Annotated in this window: 12 protein-coding genes and 3 pseudogenes; 9 read left to right on the top strand and 6 right to left on the bottom strand. The window is 62.2% G+C overall.

Translation table 11 applies throughout. From position 1 onward, the window contains the following. Window positions 1–77: 77 nt before the first annotated feature. The 3 genes and pseudogenes from IHQ72_RS21085 to IHQ72_RS21075 all read right to left on the bottom strand — a co-directional run bounded on the left by IHQ72_RS21085 (window position 78) and on the right by IHQ72_RS21075 (window position 3,051). Entirely contained in the window at window positions 78–479 is a 402-nt protein-coding gene (locus IHQ72_RS21085) for a hypothetical protein (RefSeq protein WP_258116998.1), read from the bottom strand. A gap of 112 nt (window positions 480–591) precedes the next feature. Continuing rightward, window positions 592–1,029, bottom strand: a complete 438-nt coding sequence (locus tag IHQ72_RS21080; protein ID WP_258116997.1) for a YqaA family protein — start codon at window positions 1,027–1,029, stop codon at window positions 592–594. A 26-nt stretch (window positions 1,030–1,055) separates the two neighbouring features. After that, window positions 1,056–3,051 (bottom strand): annotated as a pseudogene (locus IHQ72_RS21075) (multicopper oxidase domain-containing protein). 339 nt (window positions 3,052–3,390) lie between these two features. Here IHQ72_RS21075 and IHQ72_RS21070 point away from each other — a divergent pair. The 5 genes from IHQ72_RS21070 (at window position 3,391) to IHQ72_RS21050 (ending at window position 8,382) form a co-directional block, all read left to right on the top strand. Further along, on the top strand, window positions 3,391–4,110 hold the full coding sequence (locus IHQ72_RS21070) for a FadR/GntR family transcriptional regulator (RefSeq protein WP_258116996.1): 720 nt from the start codon (window positions 3,391–3,393) through the stop codon (window positions 4,108–4,110). Between the two features lie 123 nt (window positions 4,111–4,233). Further along, window positions 4,234–5,208, top strand: a complete 975-nt coding sequence (locus IHQ72_RS21065) for a sialic acid TRAP transporter substrate-binding protein SiaP (RefSeq protein WP_258116995.1) — start codon at window positions 4,234–4,236, stop codon at window positions 5,206–5,208. Window positions 5,209–5,353: 145 nt separating this feature from the next. Then, window positions 5,354–5,926 carry a TRAP transporter small permease gene (locus IHQ72_RS21060; RefSeq protein ID WP_077384116.1) on the top strand — a complete coding sequence of 191 codons (573 nt, stop codon included), beginning with the start codon at window positions 5,354–5,356 and terminating at the stop codon, window positions 5,924–5,926. 3 nt (window positions 5,927–5,929) lie between these two features. Next, a complete protein-coding gene (locus IHQ72_RS21055; protein ID WP_258116992.1) occupies window positions 5,930–7,336 on the top strand; it encodes a TRAP transporter large permease in 1,407 nt (468 codons plus the stop codon). Continuing rightward, complete coding sequence (locus tag IHQ72_RS21050; RefSeq protein WP_258116990.1) at window positions 7,333–8,382, top strand: L-idonate 5-dehydrogenase; 1,050 nt, start codon at window positions 7,333–7,335, stop codon at window positions 8,380–8,382. Before IHQ72_RS21055 ends, IHQ72_RS21050 begins: the two co-directional genes overlap by 4 nt. 46 nt (window positions 8,383–8,428) lie before the next feature. Here IHQ72_RS21050 and IHQ72_RS21045 read toward each other — a convergent pair. After that, a pseudogene (locus IHQ72_RS21045) lies at window positions 8,429–10,438 on the bottom strand (TRAP transporter permease); the annotation flags it as partial. Here IHQ72_RS21045 and IHQ72_RS37505 point away from each other — a divergent pair. Continuing rightward, window positions 10,424–10,708 (top strand): annotated as a pseudogene (locus IHQ72_RS37505) (TAXI family TRAP transporter solute-binding subunit); the annotation flags it as partial. The pseudogenes IHQ72_RS21045 and IHQ72_RS37505 sit on opposite strands and share 15 nt — an antisense overlap. Window positions 10,709–11,103: 395 nt before the next feature. Here the strand turns inward: IHQ72_RS37505 and IHQ72_RS21035 are convergent. Further along, on the bottom strand, window positions 11,104–12,081 hold the full coding sequence (locus tag IHQ72_RS21035; RefSeq protein WP_309508602.1) for a TAXI family TRAP transporter solute-binding subunit: 978 nt from the start codon (window positions 12,079–12,081) through the stop codon (window positions 11,104–11,106). A 117-nt stretch (window positions 12,082–12,198) separates the two neighbouring features. On the opposite strand from IHQ72_RS21035, the gene IHQ72_RS21030 reads away from it, so the two are divergent. Next, the gene (locus tag IHQ72_RS21030) at window positions 12,199–13,071 is read left to right on the top strand and encodes a MurR/RpiR family transcriptional regulator (RefSeq protein WP_258116988.1); all 873 of its coding nucleotides are present in this window, start codon (window positions 12,199–12,201) and stop codon (window positions 13,069–13,071) included. A gap of 12 nt (window positions 13,072–13,083) precedes the next feature. Here the strand turns inward: IHQ72_RS21030 and IHQ72_RS21025 are convergent, their stop codons facing one another. Then, window positions 13,084–14,406 carry an aspartate aminotransferase family protein gene (locus tag IHQ72_RS21025; RefSeq protein WP_258116987.1) on the bottom strand — a complete coding sequence of 441 codons (1,323 nt, stop codon included), beginning with the start codon at window positions 14,404–14,406 and terminating at the stop codon, window positions 13,084–13,086. A 94-nt stretch (window positions 14,407–14,500) separates the two neighbouring features. Here IHQ72_RS21025 and IHQ72_RS21020 point away from each other — a divergent pair, with 94 nt between their 5' ends. Next, a complete protein-coding gene (locus tag IHQ72_RS21020) occupies window positions 14,501–15,358 on the top strand; it encodes a beta-keto acid cleavage family enzyme (protein ID WP_258116986.1) in 858 nt (285 codons plus the stop codon). Between the two features lie 786 nt (window positions 15,359–16,144). Beyond that, window positions 16,145–16,411 (top strand): acyl carrier protein, encoded by a 267-nt coding sequence (locus tag IHQ72_RS21015; protein WP_258116985.1) that lies wholly within the window; start codon window positions 16,145–16,147, stop codon window positions 16,409–16,411. The last annotated feature ends 22 nt before the right edge of the window (window positions 16,412–16,433 follow it).

Genomic DNA, 16,433 nt, shown 5'->3' with positions numbered 1-16,433 from the left:
CTGAAGTATGACGTATGCGTTTGGCCGCGCGGGAACGGATTCCCGACGCTGCGCGCGAAGGCCCCGAAGAGGGCGCGTCAGTTCAGATGTTTGGGTGGCCTTATGAGCGCTGTGTATTCGCCAAGCGGCAAAGTGACCGCAACGACGGACGCAAAGCAGCGGGAGACAACCTGCTCCAAGTCAGGGCAGTCGACCGGCACCGCATTTGCCGGCGCGCAATGGACTTCACAGCTCTTGTCGGAGGATTGCTTGTCGCCATGATGATGCTCTGACGTGTCCGCGTCGTCCGCCGTGGCGCCGTGATGGCCCATATCATGTGCGGGTATCTCGGCCTGGAGATCCACCCCGGCGTGAAAACCCGTGGCGTTGGCTGTGGCAAACAGACCAGGCTGAAGAGCCGACATGACCAGGAATACGACCGCCAGCATTGCTCGGAGCGGTATGTTTCCCAAGATCGAGATTCGACCAACATTCGTCATCGCACCCTTCCGACAATTGTTCGTCTGATTTGTCAAGGTCGCCGCGGCCGCTTTGTTGCAGTGCAACCAAAAGTGAACGCAACTGCCTGCTGCGATGTCCGCGATCTCGGTTTTACATCAGGCCCAGCACTGCTCCGGCGACGACCAGATAACGCGAAATCTTCGCGACGGCGACGATTGCGACAAAGCTCCATAGCGGCTCGCGCAAAGCCCCAGCGACCACGGTCAGCGGGTCGCCGACGATCGGCATCCAGCTTAACAGGAGCGACCATCTTCCATAACGGCGATACCAGCTCGTGGCGCGGTTGAGCGTCGCGGGGCGCAGCGGAAACCAGGGCCTGTCCCGGAAGCGTTCGATCCCTCGACCAAGTCCCCAGTTCACCACAGAACCCAGGACGTTGCCCAGGCTGGCGACAAGAACCAGCATTGCGGGCGAGAAGGAATCCATGGCGAGGAGCCCTGCAAGGGCGGCCTCCGACTGCGCCGGAAGGATGGTCGCCGCAGCGAAGGCAATAGCAAACAGGCCGCCGTAGATGGCAAAGATATCCATCTACGTTTCGCCTTGCGGAGCGGGCTTCAGGGTTGCACATCGATTACGACCATCAGTCCGCCACCGCCCTTCTCTTCGACATTGTTGTTGGTCGTATGATGCCCGATATGGCAGTGGATCAGCCATTTTCCGGGCCGGCGTGCCTGCCAGACGACATCGTAGCGTTGCCCGGGTCCGACGTTGACCGTATCGGCAAGGAATCGTGCCGACTCAGGGATAGTCTCGCCGTCGCGGGCGACAACTTCGAATGGACCGCCGTGGATGTGCATCGGGTGGATAAACCCATTGTTGGTGCCGATGAAGCGCACTTTCAGAGTTTCGCCGACTTTCATCCTGATCGTGTCGGTTGACGGATAGGCGCGGCCGTTGATGGTGAAATAATTCGGCTGCCCGCCGTCCATCGGCATCGACGGAAAAGTCAGTCCCTCTCGCATCAGCCATTCCTGAAGCTGGATAACATAGTCGTGGTCGGCCGCAATCTCGTCCTGGGGATTGGCGGGATCGATGATGAGTGCGCCGTAGAGTCCGAGCGCCTGCTGGCGGTCGACATGGTCGTGCGAATGATAGAAATAGGTCCCCGATTGGCCCGCCGTGAATTCGTATCGGTAGCTGCCGCCGGGCGGGATCGGCTCCTGCGTGATCTCGGCCGGGCCATCCATTTCGTTCGGTAGGCTCAACCCGTGCCAATGGATGGTCGTGCTCTCCGGCAGACGGTTCGTGACGTTGATGCGCACCCGGTCGCCTTGCCGGATATGCAGCCGTGGGCCCGGAACCTGACCGTTGATCGCATAGGCGTCGACTTTCACGTCCGGCAGGATCGCCCAGCGGATGACCGAGGTTTCAAGATCGAACACCTTCACCCCGTTCTCCATCCTGGCTTCCAGTTCCCGGTCGCCGCGAACCTCCAGGCCATGGCTGGCCGTGATCAGGCGAGGATGCACGGCGGCCATGTCCAGCCATCGCTGCAGCCGGCGTGTCGCGGTCCATGATCATGCCGGGCGGCATGATGGCGCCGCCGACGTCTCGCGCGCTGAGGGTGAGGTTCACCCAGTTGGCCGGAGCGATCATGCCGAGCGCCAGCGCAAGTACGGACACGCCGCCGAAGGCCGCGAGTTGCGGCACAGTTGCATCCGGTTCCATGCCGTGACCGCCATGCGTACCACGCGACCCGCCTCCCCCATTGCCATGGGAGGAGGATCCATGATGGCCGGCCCCAGGGTTGCCACCTGGGCCGCCATGTCTGGGGTTGGCATGTTCGTCGAGGCGCGCGTGAGCGTGACGGTACCCCGCCATCCCGGCTTCAGCGCCGCCATATGCGTGCTCGCGCCTGCCTTCCCTCGCCTCGTCGAATTCCGGTTCGCGTTCGGTCATCAGCCCGTGCTTCAGGCCACGGGCCACCATCCACACGTTGGCAGGATATGCGGTGATGAAGCCAACGATCACGCCGAACGACATGACGCCCCAGAACAGAAGCTCGGTCGGCTCCATAGCCCGCATGTCGCTGCCCATCATCAGAAAGCTCATGACCGGCGCCATGCCCGCCATCATGAAATTCATGCTGATGAATTCCGGCATGAAGCTCTTGCGAACATTCTCCCAATAGGTGCCGCCCATCATCGATTTCATGAACAGCGACTGGAAGATGAACAGGCCGAAGGCGAACCCGGCAACATACTCAACGATGAGATCGATCCACATCGGCAGCCCAAGCGCGGCAGTGATTGCCGCCGCGAGGATTATGCCGGTGGCGTCTCCGGCGACGCAGTGGATCGTCGAGCCGACGCCTTGCTTCCAGAGCGGCTTGGTGAATGCCTCATGTTCGCCCGGCCGAGGCTCCTTGTCGGCCAGCACGTAAATCAACAACCCCAGCGGTCCCATATAGAGCGTGACCAGGATGAAGCCCCATTTCATCACTACGGGTTCGGGATTATTGCGGAACTGATCCCACGCCACATAACCCGTACTGAGGGCCGCTAGAACGAACCAGACTGCAAGAAAGTAGTCGACGGGCTGTACGAACACTGCAGAACTCCTGTCGGTTTTCTCTCCCACTGACCTAGAGCGACGGACTGTTTCGGCCGCCTCCTTGAACGCGCCGCGTCATAGGCCGCTCCCCTACTTCCGGAGATGGTGTTGGCGGCGAAACCACGCGATAAGCCTTCCGGTTGCTGGAAGGTCAAGTGTTGCCGTCCAGCCTTGGCCGATCCGTGGTTTCCAAGAAAGTCACCGAGAATGAGTTCCATGAGCGTTCTCTGCTGCTTGACTCTCCGTTTTTTTCGCGGCACTTTCGATCAATAGGTCAGACCAATTTACCGATCCGGGATCAGCCAGATGATTCCGTTGAAGTAGAACTGGGTAACAATGCCGATCCAGGCCGTTGAACCGCGTCGACTTTACCGACAGATCGCCGATCAGCTCAGGCAGCTGATCGACGCGGGCGAGTTCGCAGTCGGCGATCGCCTGCCGACCGAACGCGAACTGGCCGATCAGCTGGGCATCTCCCGCCCCACCGTCCGTGAAGCGCTGATCGCGCTCGAGGTCGAGGGGCGCATACGCATTCGCGTCGGTTCCGGCATCTATGTCACCGACCGGCCGCGGGCCGACGTTTTGACCGCAGAGATGGATGAAGGCCCGTTCGAACTGTTGCGGGCGCGCGAGTTCATCGAAGGCGCGATCGCCGCCGAAGCCGCCCTCCATGTTCGGCCGATCGACATCGAACATATGGACGACGTGCTGCGCCGCATGGAGGACATACCTCACCCGACCAAGATGACGATCGCGGTCGACCGCGAGTTCCATACGATGGTGGCGGGCATTCTCGGAAACGCCGTCCTGGTGCGCTGCATCGGCGAGCTTTTCGACCAGCGCATGAACCCATATTTCGAACGCCTGTCGAGCTATTTCGAGAACAGGGATTCCTGGCGGGTCGCCGCGGAGGAGCATCGCGCGGTGCGCGACGCGATCGCGGCGCGCGACCCTGAACGGGCCAAAGCCGCCATGCAGGAACATCTGCGTCAGTCGCAACTGAGATTCTCACGCAATTTCGGTGAGAAATCCGCGGCCAGGGAGGTCGCGGAATAGAGCATCGGACCCAAAAGTGGGAACCGGTTTTGGGAAAAACCGATGCTCAAACTAAAAGGTCTAGCAGTCGGCCGGGGGGAGATCCGGTCGGAGCAGTCAAATCCAACCTCAGGGAGGAACACAATGCTGAGAAAATACGCAATTCTACTCGGTGCGATCGCAGCAATCGCTATGCCTTTGGCTTCGGCCTCGGCGCAGACAGCTCTGAAATGGGCCCACGTGTATGAGACGTCGGAGCCCTTCCATACCGAGTCCGTGTGGGCAGCGGAGGAGATTAAGAAGCGCACCCAGGGCCGCTACACCGTCGACGTCTATCCGGCCTCGCAGCTCGGTAAGGAAGCGGACATAAACCAGGGCCTGACGCTCGGCACTGTCGATGTCATCATTTCCGGGTCGAGCTTTGCGGCGCGCGAATATCCGCCGATCGGCGTCACCTATTTCCCGTATACCTTCCGCGACGCCGACCATCTGCTGAAATACACCAAAAGCGACGTCTACAAGGCGTTGACCAAGGGCTACGAGGAAAAGTCAGGCCATCACATAACGGCCACCACCTATTATGGCACCCGACAGACCACCTCAAACCGGCCGATCGCCAAATGTGCCGATATGCAAGGTCTGAAGATGCGCGTCCCCGACGTTCCGGCCTATCTCGCCATGCCGCGCGCGTGCGGCGCCAACACCGCGCCGATCGCCTTCGCCGAGGTGTATCTGGCCCTGCAGAACGGCACCGTCGAGGCTCAGGAGAACCCGCTGACCACCATCGAGGCGAAGAAATTCCACGAGGTGCAGAAGCACATCGTGCTCACCGGACACATCGTCGATCACCTCAACACGATCGTATCCCAGTCGCGCTGGGCCTCGCTTTCCGACGAGGACAAGCAGATCTTCACCGAGGTGATGCAGGAGGCGGCCGCCCGTGCCACGGCAAAGATCGTCGCGCGCGAAAAGGAGTTGGTGCAGGTGTTCAAGGATCGCGGCATCACCGTGACCGACATCGACCGTGCCGATTTTGAGAAGAATGTGCTTGAGAAGGTCACGTTCGAGGAGTTCGGCTACAACAAGGCCGATTGGGAAGCGATCCGCGCGATCAAGTAGAGTATCGGGAAAATCAGGTGCTCAGACAAGGGGATAGAGCGGCAACCGGATTCGCCGCTTTAACCTGCCCGTCCGTCCGGTCCCATGTTGCGCCGGACGGCCTTTCCAATCCTTGATGACCCACCAGCTTCGGGAGCCCACGCCAATGGCCGAGGAACACCATACCGAGATCACCGTCGAAGAGATCGCCCACGCTTTCGAGGAGGTGCCGGTACACATTGACCTGTCGCACCACGGCATTGAGGACTGGATCACGCTCGCCGTGTTCTGGGGCATGGTCGTCTGTGTCTTCCTGCAGTTCTTCACCCGTTATGCGCTGAACAACAGCCTTGCTTGGACCGAGGAGATCGCCATCAACGCGCTCGTGGTCGTCGTCTTTCTCGGCGCCGCTATGTGCGTGCGCATCTCGCGCCACATCCATGTCGATGTGCTTTACCATTACCTGCCGGAGCGCGTCGGCCGCTGGCTCGCGCTTAGCGTCGACGTCATCCGTGTCGTCTTCTTCGCCTACGGAACCTGGCTGATGTGGCGCTACGTCTCGATCGTCGCGCACGAGCGCATGGTCACCGTCAACCTGCCGCGCCGCTGGTTCTTCTACGCCGTCCTGGCGGGCTTCGCGCTGATGTTCGCGCGCTCGATCCAGGTCTTCATTGGCAACTACAGGCGTGGCTATTCGGTGCTCGAGCGCCCCGGTGCGTTCGAAACGGTGGGGGACTGAGCGATGCTGCTATTGGTCGGAGGCTTTCTGGTCCTGATGCTGATTGGCGTGCCGGTCGCCGTGTCGATGGCGGCAGCCTCGGTGCTCTACCTCGTCATCTATGGTGTCGCGCCCGACATCATCGCAGCCCAGCGCATGATTGCCGGGGTGGAGAGCTTTCCGCTGCTAGCCGTGCCCTTCTTCATCCTCGCCGGCAACCTCATGAACATCGCCGGCGTCACTGGCCGCATCTATGCCTTCGCCCTTGCGCTGGTCGGCTGGATGAAGGGCGGCCTGGCGCAGGTCAACATCATCGGATCGGTGATCTTCTCTGGTATGTCGGGCACCGCGCTCGCCGACGCCGCCGGCATCGGCACCATCGAGATCAAGGCGATGAAGGACCACGGCTATCCGATCGACGCCGCGGTCGGGGTCACCGCTGCCTCGGCGACGCTCGGGCCGATTTTCCCGCCGTCGCTGCCCTTCGTCATTTACGGCATGATGGCGAATGTCTCGATCGGCGCGCTGTTCATGGCCGGCATCCTACCCGGCGTGGTCATGACCGTGCTGATGATGGTGACGGTCGCCATCTTCGCCTATCGGCGCGGCTGGGGTTCCGATACGCCGTTCGAGCTTCGGCGGCTCGCCGAAGCGGCGGGCGAGGTGCTGGTGGTGGCGGCCTTCCCACTCGCCTGTTATTTGCTGGTGCAGCTTGGCCTGTCCATCAATGTCGCGGTCGGCATCGCGCTGCTGGTGCTGATTGCGGTCGACTGGTATTTCGACTTCTCCGCGGTCATGGCACTGATGACGCCGATCATCCTGATTGGCGGCATGACGATGGGCTGGTTCACGCCGACCGAGGCGGCGATGGCCGCCGTGATCTGGTCGCTTTTCCTCGGGCTGGTGCGCTACCGCACGATGACGCTGCGCACACTCGCAAAGGCGAGCTTCGACACCATCGAGACGACGGCCTCCGTACTCTTCATCGTCACCGCCGCCTCGATATTCGCCTGGCTGCTCACCGTCAGCCAGGCGGCACAGCTGTTCTCGACCTTCATCTTCGCCCTCACCGACAACATGTGGGTCTTCCTCATCCTGGTGAACGTCCTAATGCTGGTGGTCGGCTGCTTCCTCGATACGATTGCGGCGATCACCATTCTTGTGCCCATCCTGTTGCCGGTGGCCGCCGTGTACGGCATCAACCCGGTGCATTTCGGTCTGATCATGACGCTCAATCTGATGATTGGTCTCCTCCATCCGCCGCTCGGCATGGTGCTGTTCGTCCTCTCGCGGGTCGCCAAGCTGTCGGTCGAGCGTACGACCATGGCAATTCTGCCCTGGCTCGTCCCGTTGATCGTCGCGCTGATCTTGATCACCTTCATCCCCGCCATCACGCTGTGGCTGCCGACGCAAATGGGACTGATCCGATGATCGATAGCGCAGTCGCCGCGACGCTGTTCGGCCCCGAGGATCTGCGCGTCGTCGAGCATCCGCTCGGCCCCCTCGCGCCGGGAATGGTGCGCGTGCGTTTCGGCGCAGGTGGCATCTGCGGTTCCGACCTGCACTATTTCCGTCATGCGCGGACCGGCGATTTTGTCGTCACATCGCCGCTCGTGCTTGGCCACGAGGTCGCCGGGGAGATCGTCGAAATCAGCGCTGACGCGCCCGGACTTGCCGTCGGTGATCGCGTAGCGGTCAACCCGTCGCGCTGGTGCGGACAATGCGCGCGATGCGCGGAGGGCCGCGCCAACCTCTGTGAGAACATCTATTTCATGGGCTCGGCGTCGAAAACGCCGCACATGCAAGGCGGTTTTGCCAGCGTGTTCGACGCCACGCCCGCGCAATGCGTCAAGGTCCCGCCTGATGTCACCTACCAGGCGGCGGCACTCGCCGAACCGCTCGCCGTCAGCCTGCACGCTGTGGCACGGGCCGGCGACATTGCCGGTCGCAACGTCGTCATGTTCGGCGCCGGCCCCATCGGGCTTCTGACCATGCTCGCGGCCAGGCTCAAGGGATGTGGCGAGCTCACCGTCGTCGACATAGCAGAGGCGCCGCTCGCCTTCGCCAGCAAACTTGGAGCAAACAGGACGATCGACCTGTCTGGCGGCGACGAGGAGCTCAAGACGCTCGCGTCCGACAAGGCGATCGATGTTGCGTTCGAGATTTCAGGCACCGCAGCGGGCCTCGCCGCAGCAATCGCCAGCGTCCGGCGCGGCGGCACGGTCGTTCAGGTCGGCAATCTTCCGGGTGGTCAGATCCCTGTGGCGGCCAATGCGGTGATGGCCAAGGAAATCGACCTGAAAGGCACGTTCCGCTTCGGCGCAGAATTCAACCAGGCGGTCGATCTCATCGTCGGCGGGGACATCGACGTCCTGAAGCTGGTGACCGCCGAACGCCCCCTCGCCTCGGCCCACGATGCGTTTTGGCTGGCCGCCGACCGTTCGCAGAGCGTCAAGGTCGTGCTGACCGCCGACTGAGGGTTTCCCCCGGCGCCTGCCACCAGCTGTTATCAACGTTCCAGATTCAGCGCGCCGACCCGCCTTCCTCCGCCTGCTTGCGCGCCCGTGCTAACTGCAGGCCGGCGACGCCGGCGGTCGCAGCAAGCGCCAGGCCGATCGGAATGAGGCTCGAGGGCTGGTCGGCCTTTTTGAGCACGGCCACGACGTCATATCCGACATCCAGCCCGATGCGCTTGGCGTAGGATCCGAAATCGACATTGCTGATCATCAGCGTGTCGCCCGCTTGCGTGATAGTAAGGCCGATGCCGCGCAGCCGCTCCAGCGGCTCGCCCGGTTCGCCGAGCGGCACGTTGACCGTCTTGCGTACATCTTCGCCCATGAGGTCGACACCCTCGACGACGAAATTGATGCGGCCATCGGCCGGCGCCTGCCCGACCGCCGACAGGAACTCGCTCGCCGGCAGTTCCTCGTAAGGCGGCGATACCTGATTGAGCCACCAGTCCGGCCGAAACAGCGTGAAGCAGATGAGAAGCAGGGCCGCACTTTCCCACAGACGGCTTTTCGTTACGAACCAGTTCATGGTGGCGGCTGCGAACAACAGGATGGCGATCAACGAGACCGTCGCCACCCAGATCGTCTGGGGCCAGGTGTCGACTCCGATCAGCAGGATCGCCGGATTGAAGATGAAGACGAACGGCAGGATCGCGGTACGCAACGAGTAGAGCGCGCCCTGGAAACCGGTGGCGATCGGATCTTCCTTGGAAATCGCCGCCGCCGCGAAGGCCGCCAGCCCGACGGGCGGGGTGATATCGGCCATGATGCCGAAGTAAAAGACGAAGAGGTGGACAGCGATCAGCGGGATTGGCAATCCGGCCTGCGCGCCGAGATCGACCACGACCGGCGCCATCAGCGTGGCGACCAGGATATAATTTGCGGTGGTCGGAATACCCATGCCGAGCACAAGACTGATCGCGGCGATGAGGATCAGCATCAGGATGACGTTGCCGCCGGAGATGAGCTCGACGAGTTCCGTCATCATCAGACCGAGACCGGTCAGCGTGATCGTGCCGACGACGATACCGGCGGTGGCGGTGGCGATGCCTATGCCGATCATGTTGCGGGCGCCAAGCGCCAGTCCATCGATCAGATCGTCCCGAGAGGCACGCACCGAGGGTGCGAGGTCTTCGTGGCGGAATACCGCCATCAGCGGCTTGCGCGTCACGACGATGCCGAGGATCGAGACCGTTGCCCAGAACGCCGAGAGGCCAGGCGACATCTGCTCGACCATCAGGCACCAGAGAAGCACGGCGATCGGGATGAGGAAATCGAGCCCGGTCCGCGTGACGTCCCAGGCGCGCGGCAGTTCCAGGATTGGCGCGTTCGGATCGTCGAGTGCGAGGTCCGGATAGCGGGAGGAATACCAGACGGAGGCGACGTAGAGAGCCACGCCAGCGACTGCGAGCACCGGCGGCGCGGTCCCACCGAAGACAGCCTGGATAGCAACAATGCCGTAATAGACGATACAGACGGCGAGAATGCTACCCGACAGTCCCAGCCCCATCCGCAGCATTCGTTCTCTTGCCGGCGTCGGACGCTGCGGGATCGTCTTCAGGTCCATCTTTATCGCTTCGAGGTGAACCATGTAGAGCAGTGCTATGTAGGAAAAAACCGCCGGCAACAGCGCGTGCTTGACGATCTCCGAATAGGGAATGCCAACATATTCGACCATCAGGAAGGCGGCCGCGCCCATGACCGGCGGCATGATCTGGCCGTTGATCGAGGCCGCGGCCTCGATGGCGCCCGCCTTGACGCCGGAAAGGCCGGTGCGCTTCATCAACGGGATGGTGAAGATGCCGCCTGAAACCACATTAGAGACGGACGAGCCGGACACGACGCCGTTGAGAGCCGATGAGACCACGGCAACTTTCGCCGGGCCGCCCCGCAGATGGCCCAGCAGCGCGATGGATATCTGCATCATCCAGTTGCCGGCGCCTGCCTTTTCCAGAAGTGTACCGAACAGGACGAAGAGAAAGACGAAGCTCGTCGACACACCAAGTGCAATCCCGAAGACGCCAAGGCGATCATCCCAGGCGGCCTTTACGCAAACAATCCCGACGATACCGGGACTTTCGGTGCGCTCGCCACGCTGGTCACTTCGGCCAAGGTTCCCGATGAGAGCGTCTATCAACTGACCAGGGCGGTGTTCGAGAATTTCGACGAGTTCAAGTCGCTGCATCCGGCCTTCGCCAAGCTCGACCCGGCCAAGATGGTGTCGGAAGGGAATTCCGCGCCGCTGCATCCGGGCGCTGAAAAATACTTCAAGGAGAAGGGCTGGCTGAAATAGGCTTCGTGACCTGACGGCAGTCCGGCGGGTCCAGCGGACCCGCCGGGGGCCTTCGGTGGTCAGCCATTGATGGTTGAGAAACTTGTTGAGCGATGCGCCGCGATGCTGAATCACGTCCGGCATGTACTGGCCGGCAAAGGTGTAAAAGATGAAAACACATGCCACGACCACCATCGGAAGGCCGAGCGCGCGGCGCGTCGCCTCGAGAAGCAACAGGATGCCAACGGTGCCGGTAACGAGATCGAGCGTGGTCGGCTGGCCCGGCCGTCCGGAAAGCTGGACGTAAAAGAGAAAGAGGTAGGCGCCGGCAAACCCGCCGACCACGGCCAGCACCCAGTCGAGTAGCGGCACACGATCGCGGGGCGAGGATCTCAGCGCCGGATAGGCGAGGAACGTCAAAAACAGCGCGAAGCCGAGATGGATGGCGCGCGCTTCCGTATCATTGAGGATGCCGAAGCCGAACACGAACGGCAAAGGCGAAGCGCGTACCAGAGCTGGAAAAGCGACCAGGCAACTGCAACCCAGAGCAGGATTCGAGCGACTGTTCCGCTCGGATGCCGGCCACCCGTATCAGCCTCCGCGACAAGCTGTTCGAGCTCTTCGAGATCGACGCCGGCCGGTTGTCCCTTCACTTCGCTCATGACGCCTCCTGTTGCGGATGCGTAGTAAGGATTCTCGGCAACGAGCTTGTCCACGACTTCTCCGGTCAACGGCACCAGCTTGGCGGCGCAGGTGGTCGTCGGATCCTGGATGTTCGCGGAGGGATGGCCGACGCCGTAGAAGAACCCGTCGATCTTGCCGTCGCAGAGCGCCGGGCCGTGCTCGTCAGCCTTCAACTCCGATGCGAGCGAAAAGTCGGCCAACGTCCAGCCCATCGCACCGAGCAGACGTTCCATGGAAGCGCGTGTCCCGGAACCGGGATTGCCGACGTTGAAACGTTTGCCCTTGAAGTCCTCGAATTTCGTCACGCCGGCATTCGGATGCGCCAGGACCGTGAACGGCTCCGGATGGATCGAGAAAACCGCGCGCAGGTCGGCATGGGCGCCACCGTCCTTGAATGATTCCAGCCCCTTGTAGGCGTTGTACTGGACGTCGGACTGCGCCATGCCGAAGTCGAGTTCGCCTTCCTTGATCGTGTTCACGTTGAATGCCGATCCGCCGGTCGATTCGACCGAGCAGCGGATGCCGTGTGTCTTACGATCCTTGTTGAGCAGGCGGCAGATAGCACCGCCGGCGGCATAATAGACGCCGGTGACGCCACCGGTCCCGATAGTAACGAAATTCTGCTGCGCCATTGCGCTGGCCGAAAACAGCAGCGCGGCCGACAAGGCGGCGATCTGCGCTCCGTGGCGTGCAGTCCGGGCATGTTTCATCTGGTTCTCCCTTGGTACTTTGCGTGCCGTCGCGGCCGTCCGGTGTTTTAGTGTCAAGGCACGTCGATGCATGCTACGATTGTTGCGCTTTATCAATCAAGGGAAATGGTTGTTACAATGAATACGCGGGAGATGGGTTTCGACGCGCTTCTGGCGCGCATATTGACCGAACTCCCCGAATTGAGCCCAGAACTGCGCAAGGCGGCGCGATTCCTGGTCGATCATCCCGACGAGGTGGCGCTGGTTTCCATGCGGGTTCTGGCCGCGCGATCAGAGGTGACACCGACGACCTTCGTGCGATTGGCGCGGCGGCTGGGCTTCGGTGATTGGGCGGCGCTGCGCAAGCCGTTCGAGGACCGGCTGCGTTCCGGCAAGGCGCCTTTCGCGGCAAGGGCCGATGCGCTTGTCAAGCGCGGGTCGGAGGCGATTTTCGCGGAATCGCTGAGGACGACGGTTGCCAATCTGGCGGCGGCCGAGGCGGCCAACGGCAGCGAAGAAATAGCCAGGGCCTGCGCGATACTGGAGAAGGCACAGCACATACGCATCGCCGGGTTCCGAAGCTGCCGCGCGCCCGCCCACGCGCTCGTCTATCTCTGCCGGATGTTTCGGCGCGACGTCACGCTGCTCGGCGGCGACGGCGGTGCGATCGAGGCGGAACTCGCAGCGCTTGGAAAGAGGGAAGCGGTCGTCGCGATCGGCTTTTCGCCCTACTCGCGTGAACTCGGGCCGGTGATGGAGGCCGCGCAACGACACAGCGTTCCGATTGTCGCGATTGTCGACAGCGTGGCTGCTCCGATCGCGCGGCATGCCGACGTTACATTGCGATTCTCTACCGACAGCCCGTCTTTCTTCCCGTCGGTAGCCGCAGCTATGGCTATCGTGGAAGCGCTGGCTGCAACGATGCTGGCGCGCAGCGGGCCGGCCGCCGCGGCTCGTGTCCGGGAGACGGAACTGGAGTTACAGGCGTTCGGTGCCTATCTGCCGGAATGAAGAGCGCTGGCGCTATGCCACTGCAGCGTCTATCGCGTCGCCGAGCCGTTCAACAACTGCATCGGTTGCTGCGGCGTCTATGATGAAGGGCGGCGCAAGCAGCACATGATCGCCGCGGACGCCGTCGATCGTGCCTCCCGCGGGATAGACCAGCAGTCCGCGCGCCATCGCCTCGCGCTTGACGCGCGCATTTAGTTTGCGGTCCGGATCGAACGGCTGTTTCGACGAACGGTCTTCGACCAGCTCAAGTCCCATGAAAAGGCCACGCCCGCGAATGTCGCCGATATGGGCATGGTTGCCGAACCGTTCGCCCAGTCGCCACGAAAGATGTGCGCCCATCGCCCGAACATTGGCGAGCAGATCGTCGCGAGCGATCACCTCCTGGACGGCAAGCGCCGCCGCGCAGGCCAGGGGATGGCACATATAGGTGTGGCCGTGCTGAAAAAAGCCGGAGCCTTCGGCGAAAGCGTCGAAAATGCGGCGTGAAAGCAGCACCGCCCCAATGGGCTGATAGCCTCCGCCGAGGCCTTTGGCGATTGTCATCAGGTCGGGCGCGACACCGTCCTGCTCGCATGCGTGCAGCGTCCCGGTGCGGCCTATGCCGCACATCACCTCGTCGAGGATGAGGAGCACACCGTAGCGGTCACAGATTTCGCGGATGCGCCTGAAATAGCCGGGAACGGCGGGCACCGCTCCTGCTGTCGCGCCGACGACAGGTTCCGCGACGAAGGCCATGACAGTGTCCGGACCGAGTTCGAGAATTTTATCCTCGAGCGCCTGGGCGGCGCGCAGGCCGTAGGCCTCCACGCTCTCACCGGCTTCCTGGAAGCGGTAGGCATAGCATGGGTCGATATGATGCGTGTCGATCAGCAACGGGCGGAATTGGGCACGGCGCCACTCATTACCCCCGGCAGCGAGAGCGCCGAGCGTGTTGCCGTGATAGCTCTGTCGGCGGGCGATGACGTTTCGCCGCTCGGGCTTGCCAGTTTCGACGAAAAACTGCCGTGCCATCTTGAGCGCCGCCTCCACCGCTTCGGAGCCGCCGGACACGAAATAGGCGTGGCTAATACCTTGCGGTGCGCCAGCGACGAGCTTGTCGGCCAATGTCTCGGCCGGCTCGTTGGTGAAGAAGCTGGTGTGGGCATAGGCGAGCTTGTCGGCCTGTGCGTGGAGCGCGGCCGTCACGTCGGGATGACTGTGGCCGAGGCAGGAAACCGCCGCGCCGCCTGACGCGTCGATATAGGCGCGGCCATCGCGGTCGAAGAGTTCGATACCCTTGCCGCCAGCCGCGACGGGCAGGGTCGCATGGATCTGGCGATGCAGGATGTGTGTCATGCTTTCCTCGATTGACGATGGCGCGATTTGGAGCGAACCTATCATGCAACATATGTTACATACTGCGCAATACTGAAACGATTGGACTGCACCTGTGACCGTCGACAGGGACGTGACCGGCCCCGGATTTATCGCACCGACGGCGATCGCCGTTGCGCCGAATGGTGGACGGCGTGGCAAGCAAGACCACCCTGCCCTGCCGATCGGCCCCCAGGAACTGGCCCGGACCGCCGCCGCCTGCCTCGACGCGGGCGCCGCGATGATCCATACGCATGTCCGCGATCGCGACGGCGGCCATTTGCTCGACGCGCACGCTTATCGCGAGACGACGAAAGCGATACGAGATGCGGTGGGCGAGCGGCTGATCATCCAGATCACCAGCGAAGCGGTCGGCCGATACCAGCCGGCCGAGCAGATGGCGATTGTTCGCGCTACCCACCCTGAGGCGGTTTCGCTGGCGCTGCGCGAACTGGTGCCGGACGCTGCCCACGAGACCGCTTTCGCCGAGTTCCTGTGGTGGCTGAAGAGCGAGCGGATCGCCCCTCAGATGATCCTCTACGCGCCCGAAGAGGCTTCGGCCCTAGCCGCCATGCAGCAGCGCGGGCTGGTGCCTTTCGACGACATCCCGGTGCTCTATGTGCTCGGCCGCTACACGCCGGGACAGGTTTCGCGACCGGCCGACCTGCTTCCCTTCCTTGCACATGACCGCCCGCGCTTCGGGCACTGGATGCTCTGCGCCTTCGGTCGGGAAGAAACCGCTTGCGTTACGGCCGGTGCGCTGCTGGGCGGTCATGCCCGCGTCGGCTTCGAGAACAATTTCACTCTGGCCGACGGCACAACCGCCAAGGACAATGCCGCGCTCGTAACGGCGACCAAAAGCGCCCTGACTGCCTGCGGCGTCAGGACCGCCCAGGCCAGCGAGTTGCGCGACGCTTGGTCGACCCAGCGCTAACCCTCGCCCGCGCACCTTGACGCAGGTTTCCTTTTCTCATCAAGCGCGGCGGCAAGATCCCGAGATGTGAGCGATCCGTAAGCGGCCTTCCGTCAATGCCCGACCCCGACGGATGAGAGCTTGGGCCACCTCCGCCGTTCTCGGAACGGCCGAGCAGCGGCCTTGTCGGTTCGTCACATTTATCAAAAATCTCTTTGCTACGCTGCAACCGAACGTTTTGACCGACGTTAAAGTTGCAGCGGGCCTGGGGAGGCATTTATGCAGACATACCTCGTAGAACAAATGGAGGGCGATGATGTGATCGCGGCGCGTATCATCAACGCGCCGAGCCCCTTCAGAGCCGCCGCCATGTCGACAGATCGACATGTTACTCTCCGAACGTGGGAAAAGGATTGGATTCGCGTAACCGACGAGAACCGGGGACATATCTTTGCATACTGCTTTGTCTCCGCCGAAGACTCAGACACCAGCGGGCCTACAAAAGCACCGAATAAACCAAGAAAAGGCCAAAAAGCTGATCAGAGAGCCGGGTAAGCGGATCTGCTCGACCGCACCATCGCCGCCGGCCGAAATCTTTTCATCGATCATTCTGATGAAGCCGCGATCTTCGCCAAACGGCCGCGCTTGCTTCCCGTTGGCTGTCACGTCGCGGCGCAGCCGATCGCGCCTGGCGTACCGCCAGCGCCGCCACTATTGGCTTAATTCGTCGCGTTCGCGGTTCTGGGCGATATCACGCAGCGAGGGAGCAAAAAGATCAGTGGTTCGCGCCGCGCGGAGGAGAATTCAATGTTGTCTACCAAGGATAGAGCCGAAACCTGCAAGGATCAGATCCGCGCTTTCCTGGCGTCGAATTTCTACATAGCCGACGCGGATGCTCTGGAGAGCCACACGTCCCTTCTCGACCAAGGCATCGTCGACTCGGCAGGGGTACTCGAGGTTATCGGCTTCATCGAGGAGACCTTCGGCATCACCGTCGAAGACAGCGAACTCCTGCCGGAGAACCTCGATTCCATCCAAGGAATTGCGCAATATATTCTCCGCAAGCAAAACTGATTGCCGACATCTTGCCTAGCGT

This window comes from Mesorhizobium onobrychidis, from assembly GCF_024707545.1.
GTDB lineage: Bacteria > Pseudomonadota > Alphaproteobacteria > Rhizobiales > Rhizobiaceae > Mesorhizobium > Mesorhizobium onobrychidis.
The sequence above is the reverse complement of the archived record's forward strand: the minus strand, read 5'-3'. Positions and strand labels throughout refer to the sequence as shown.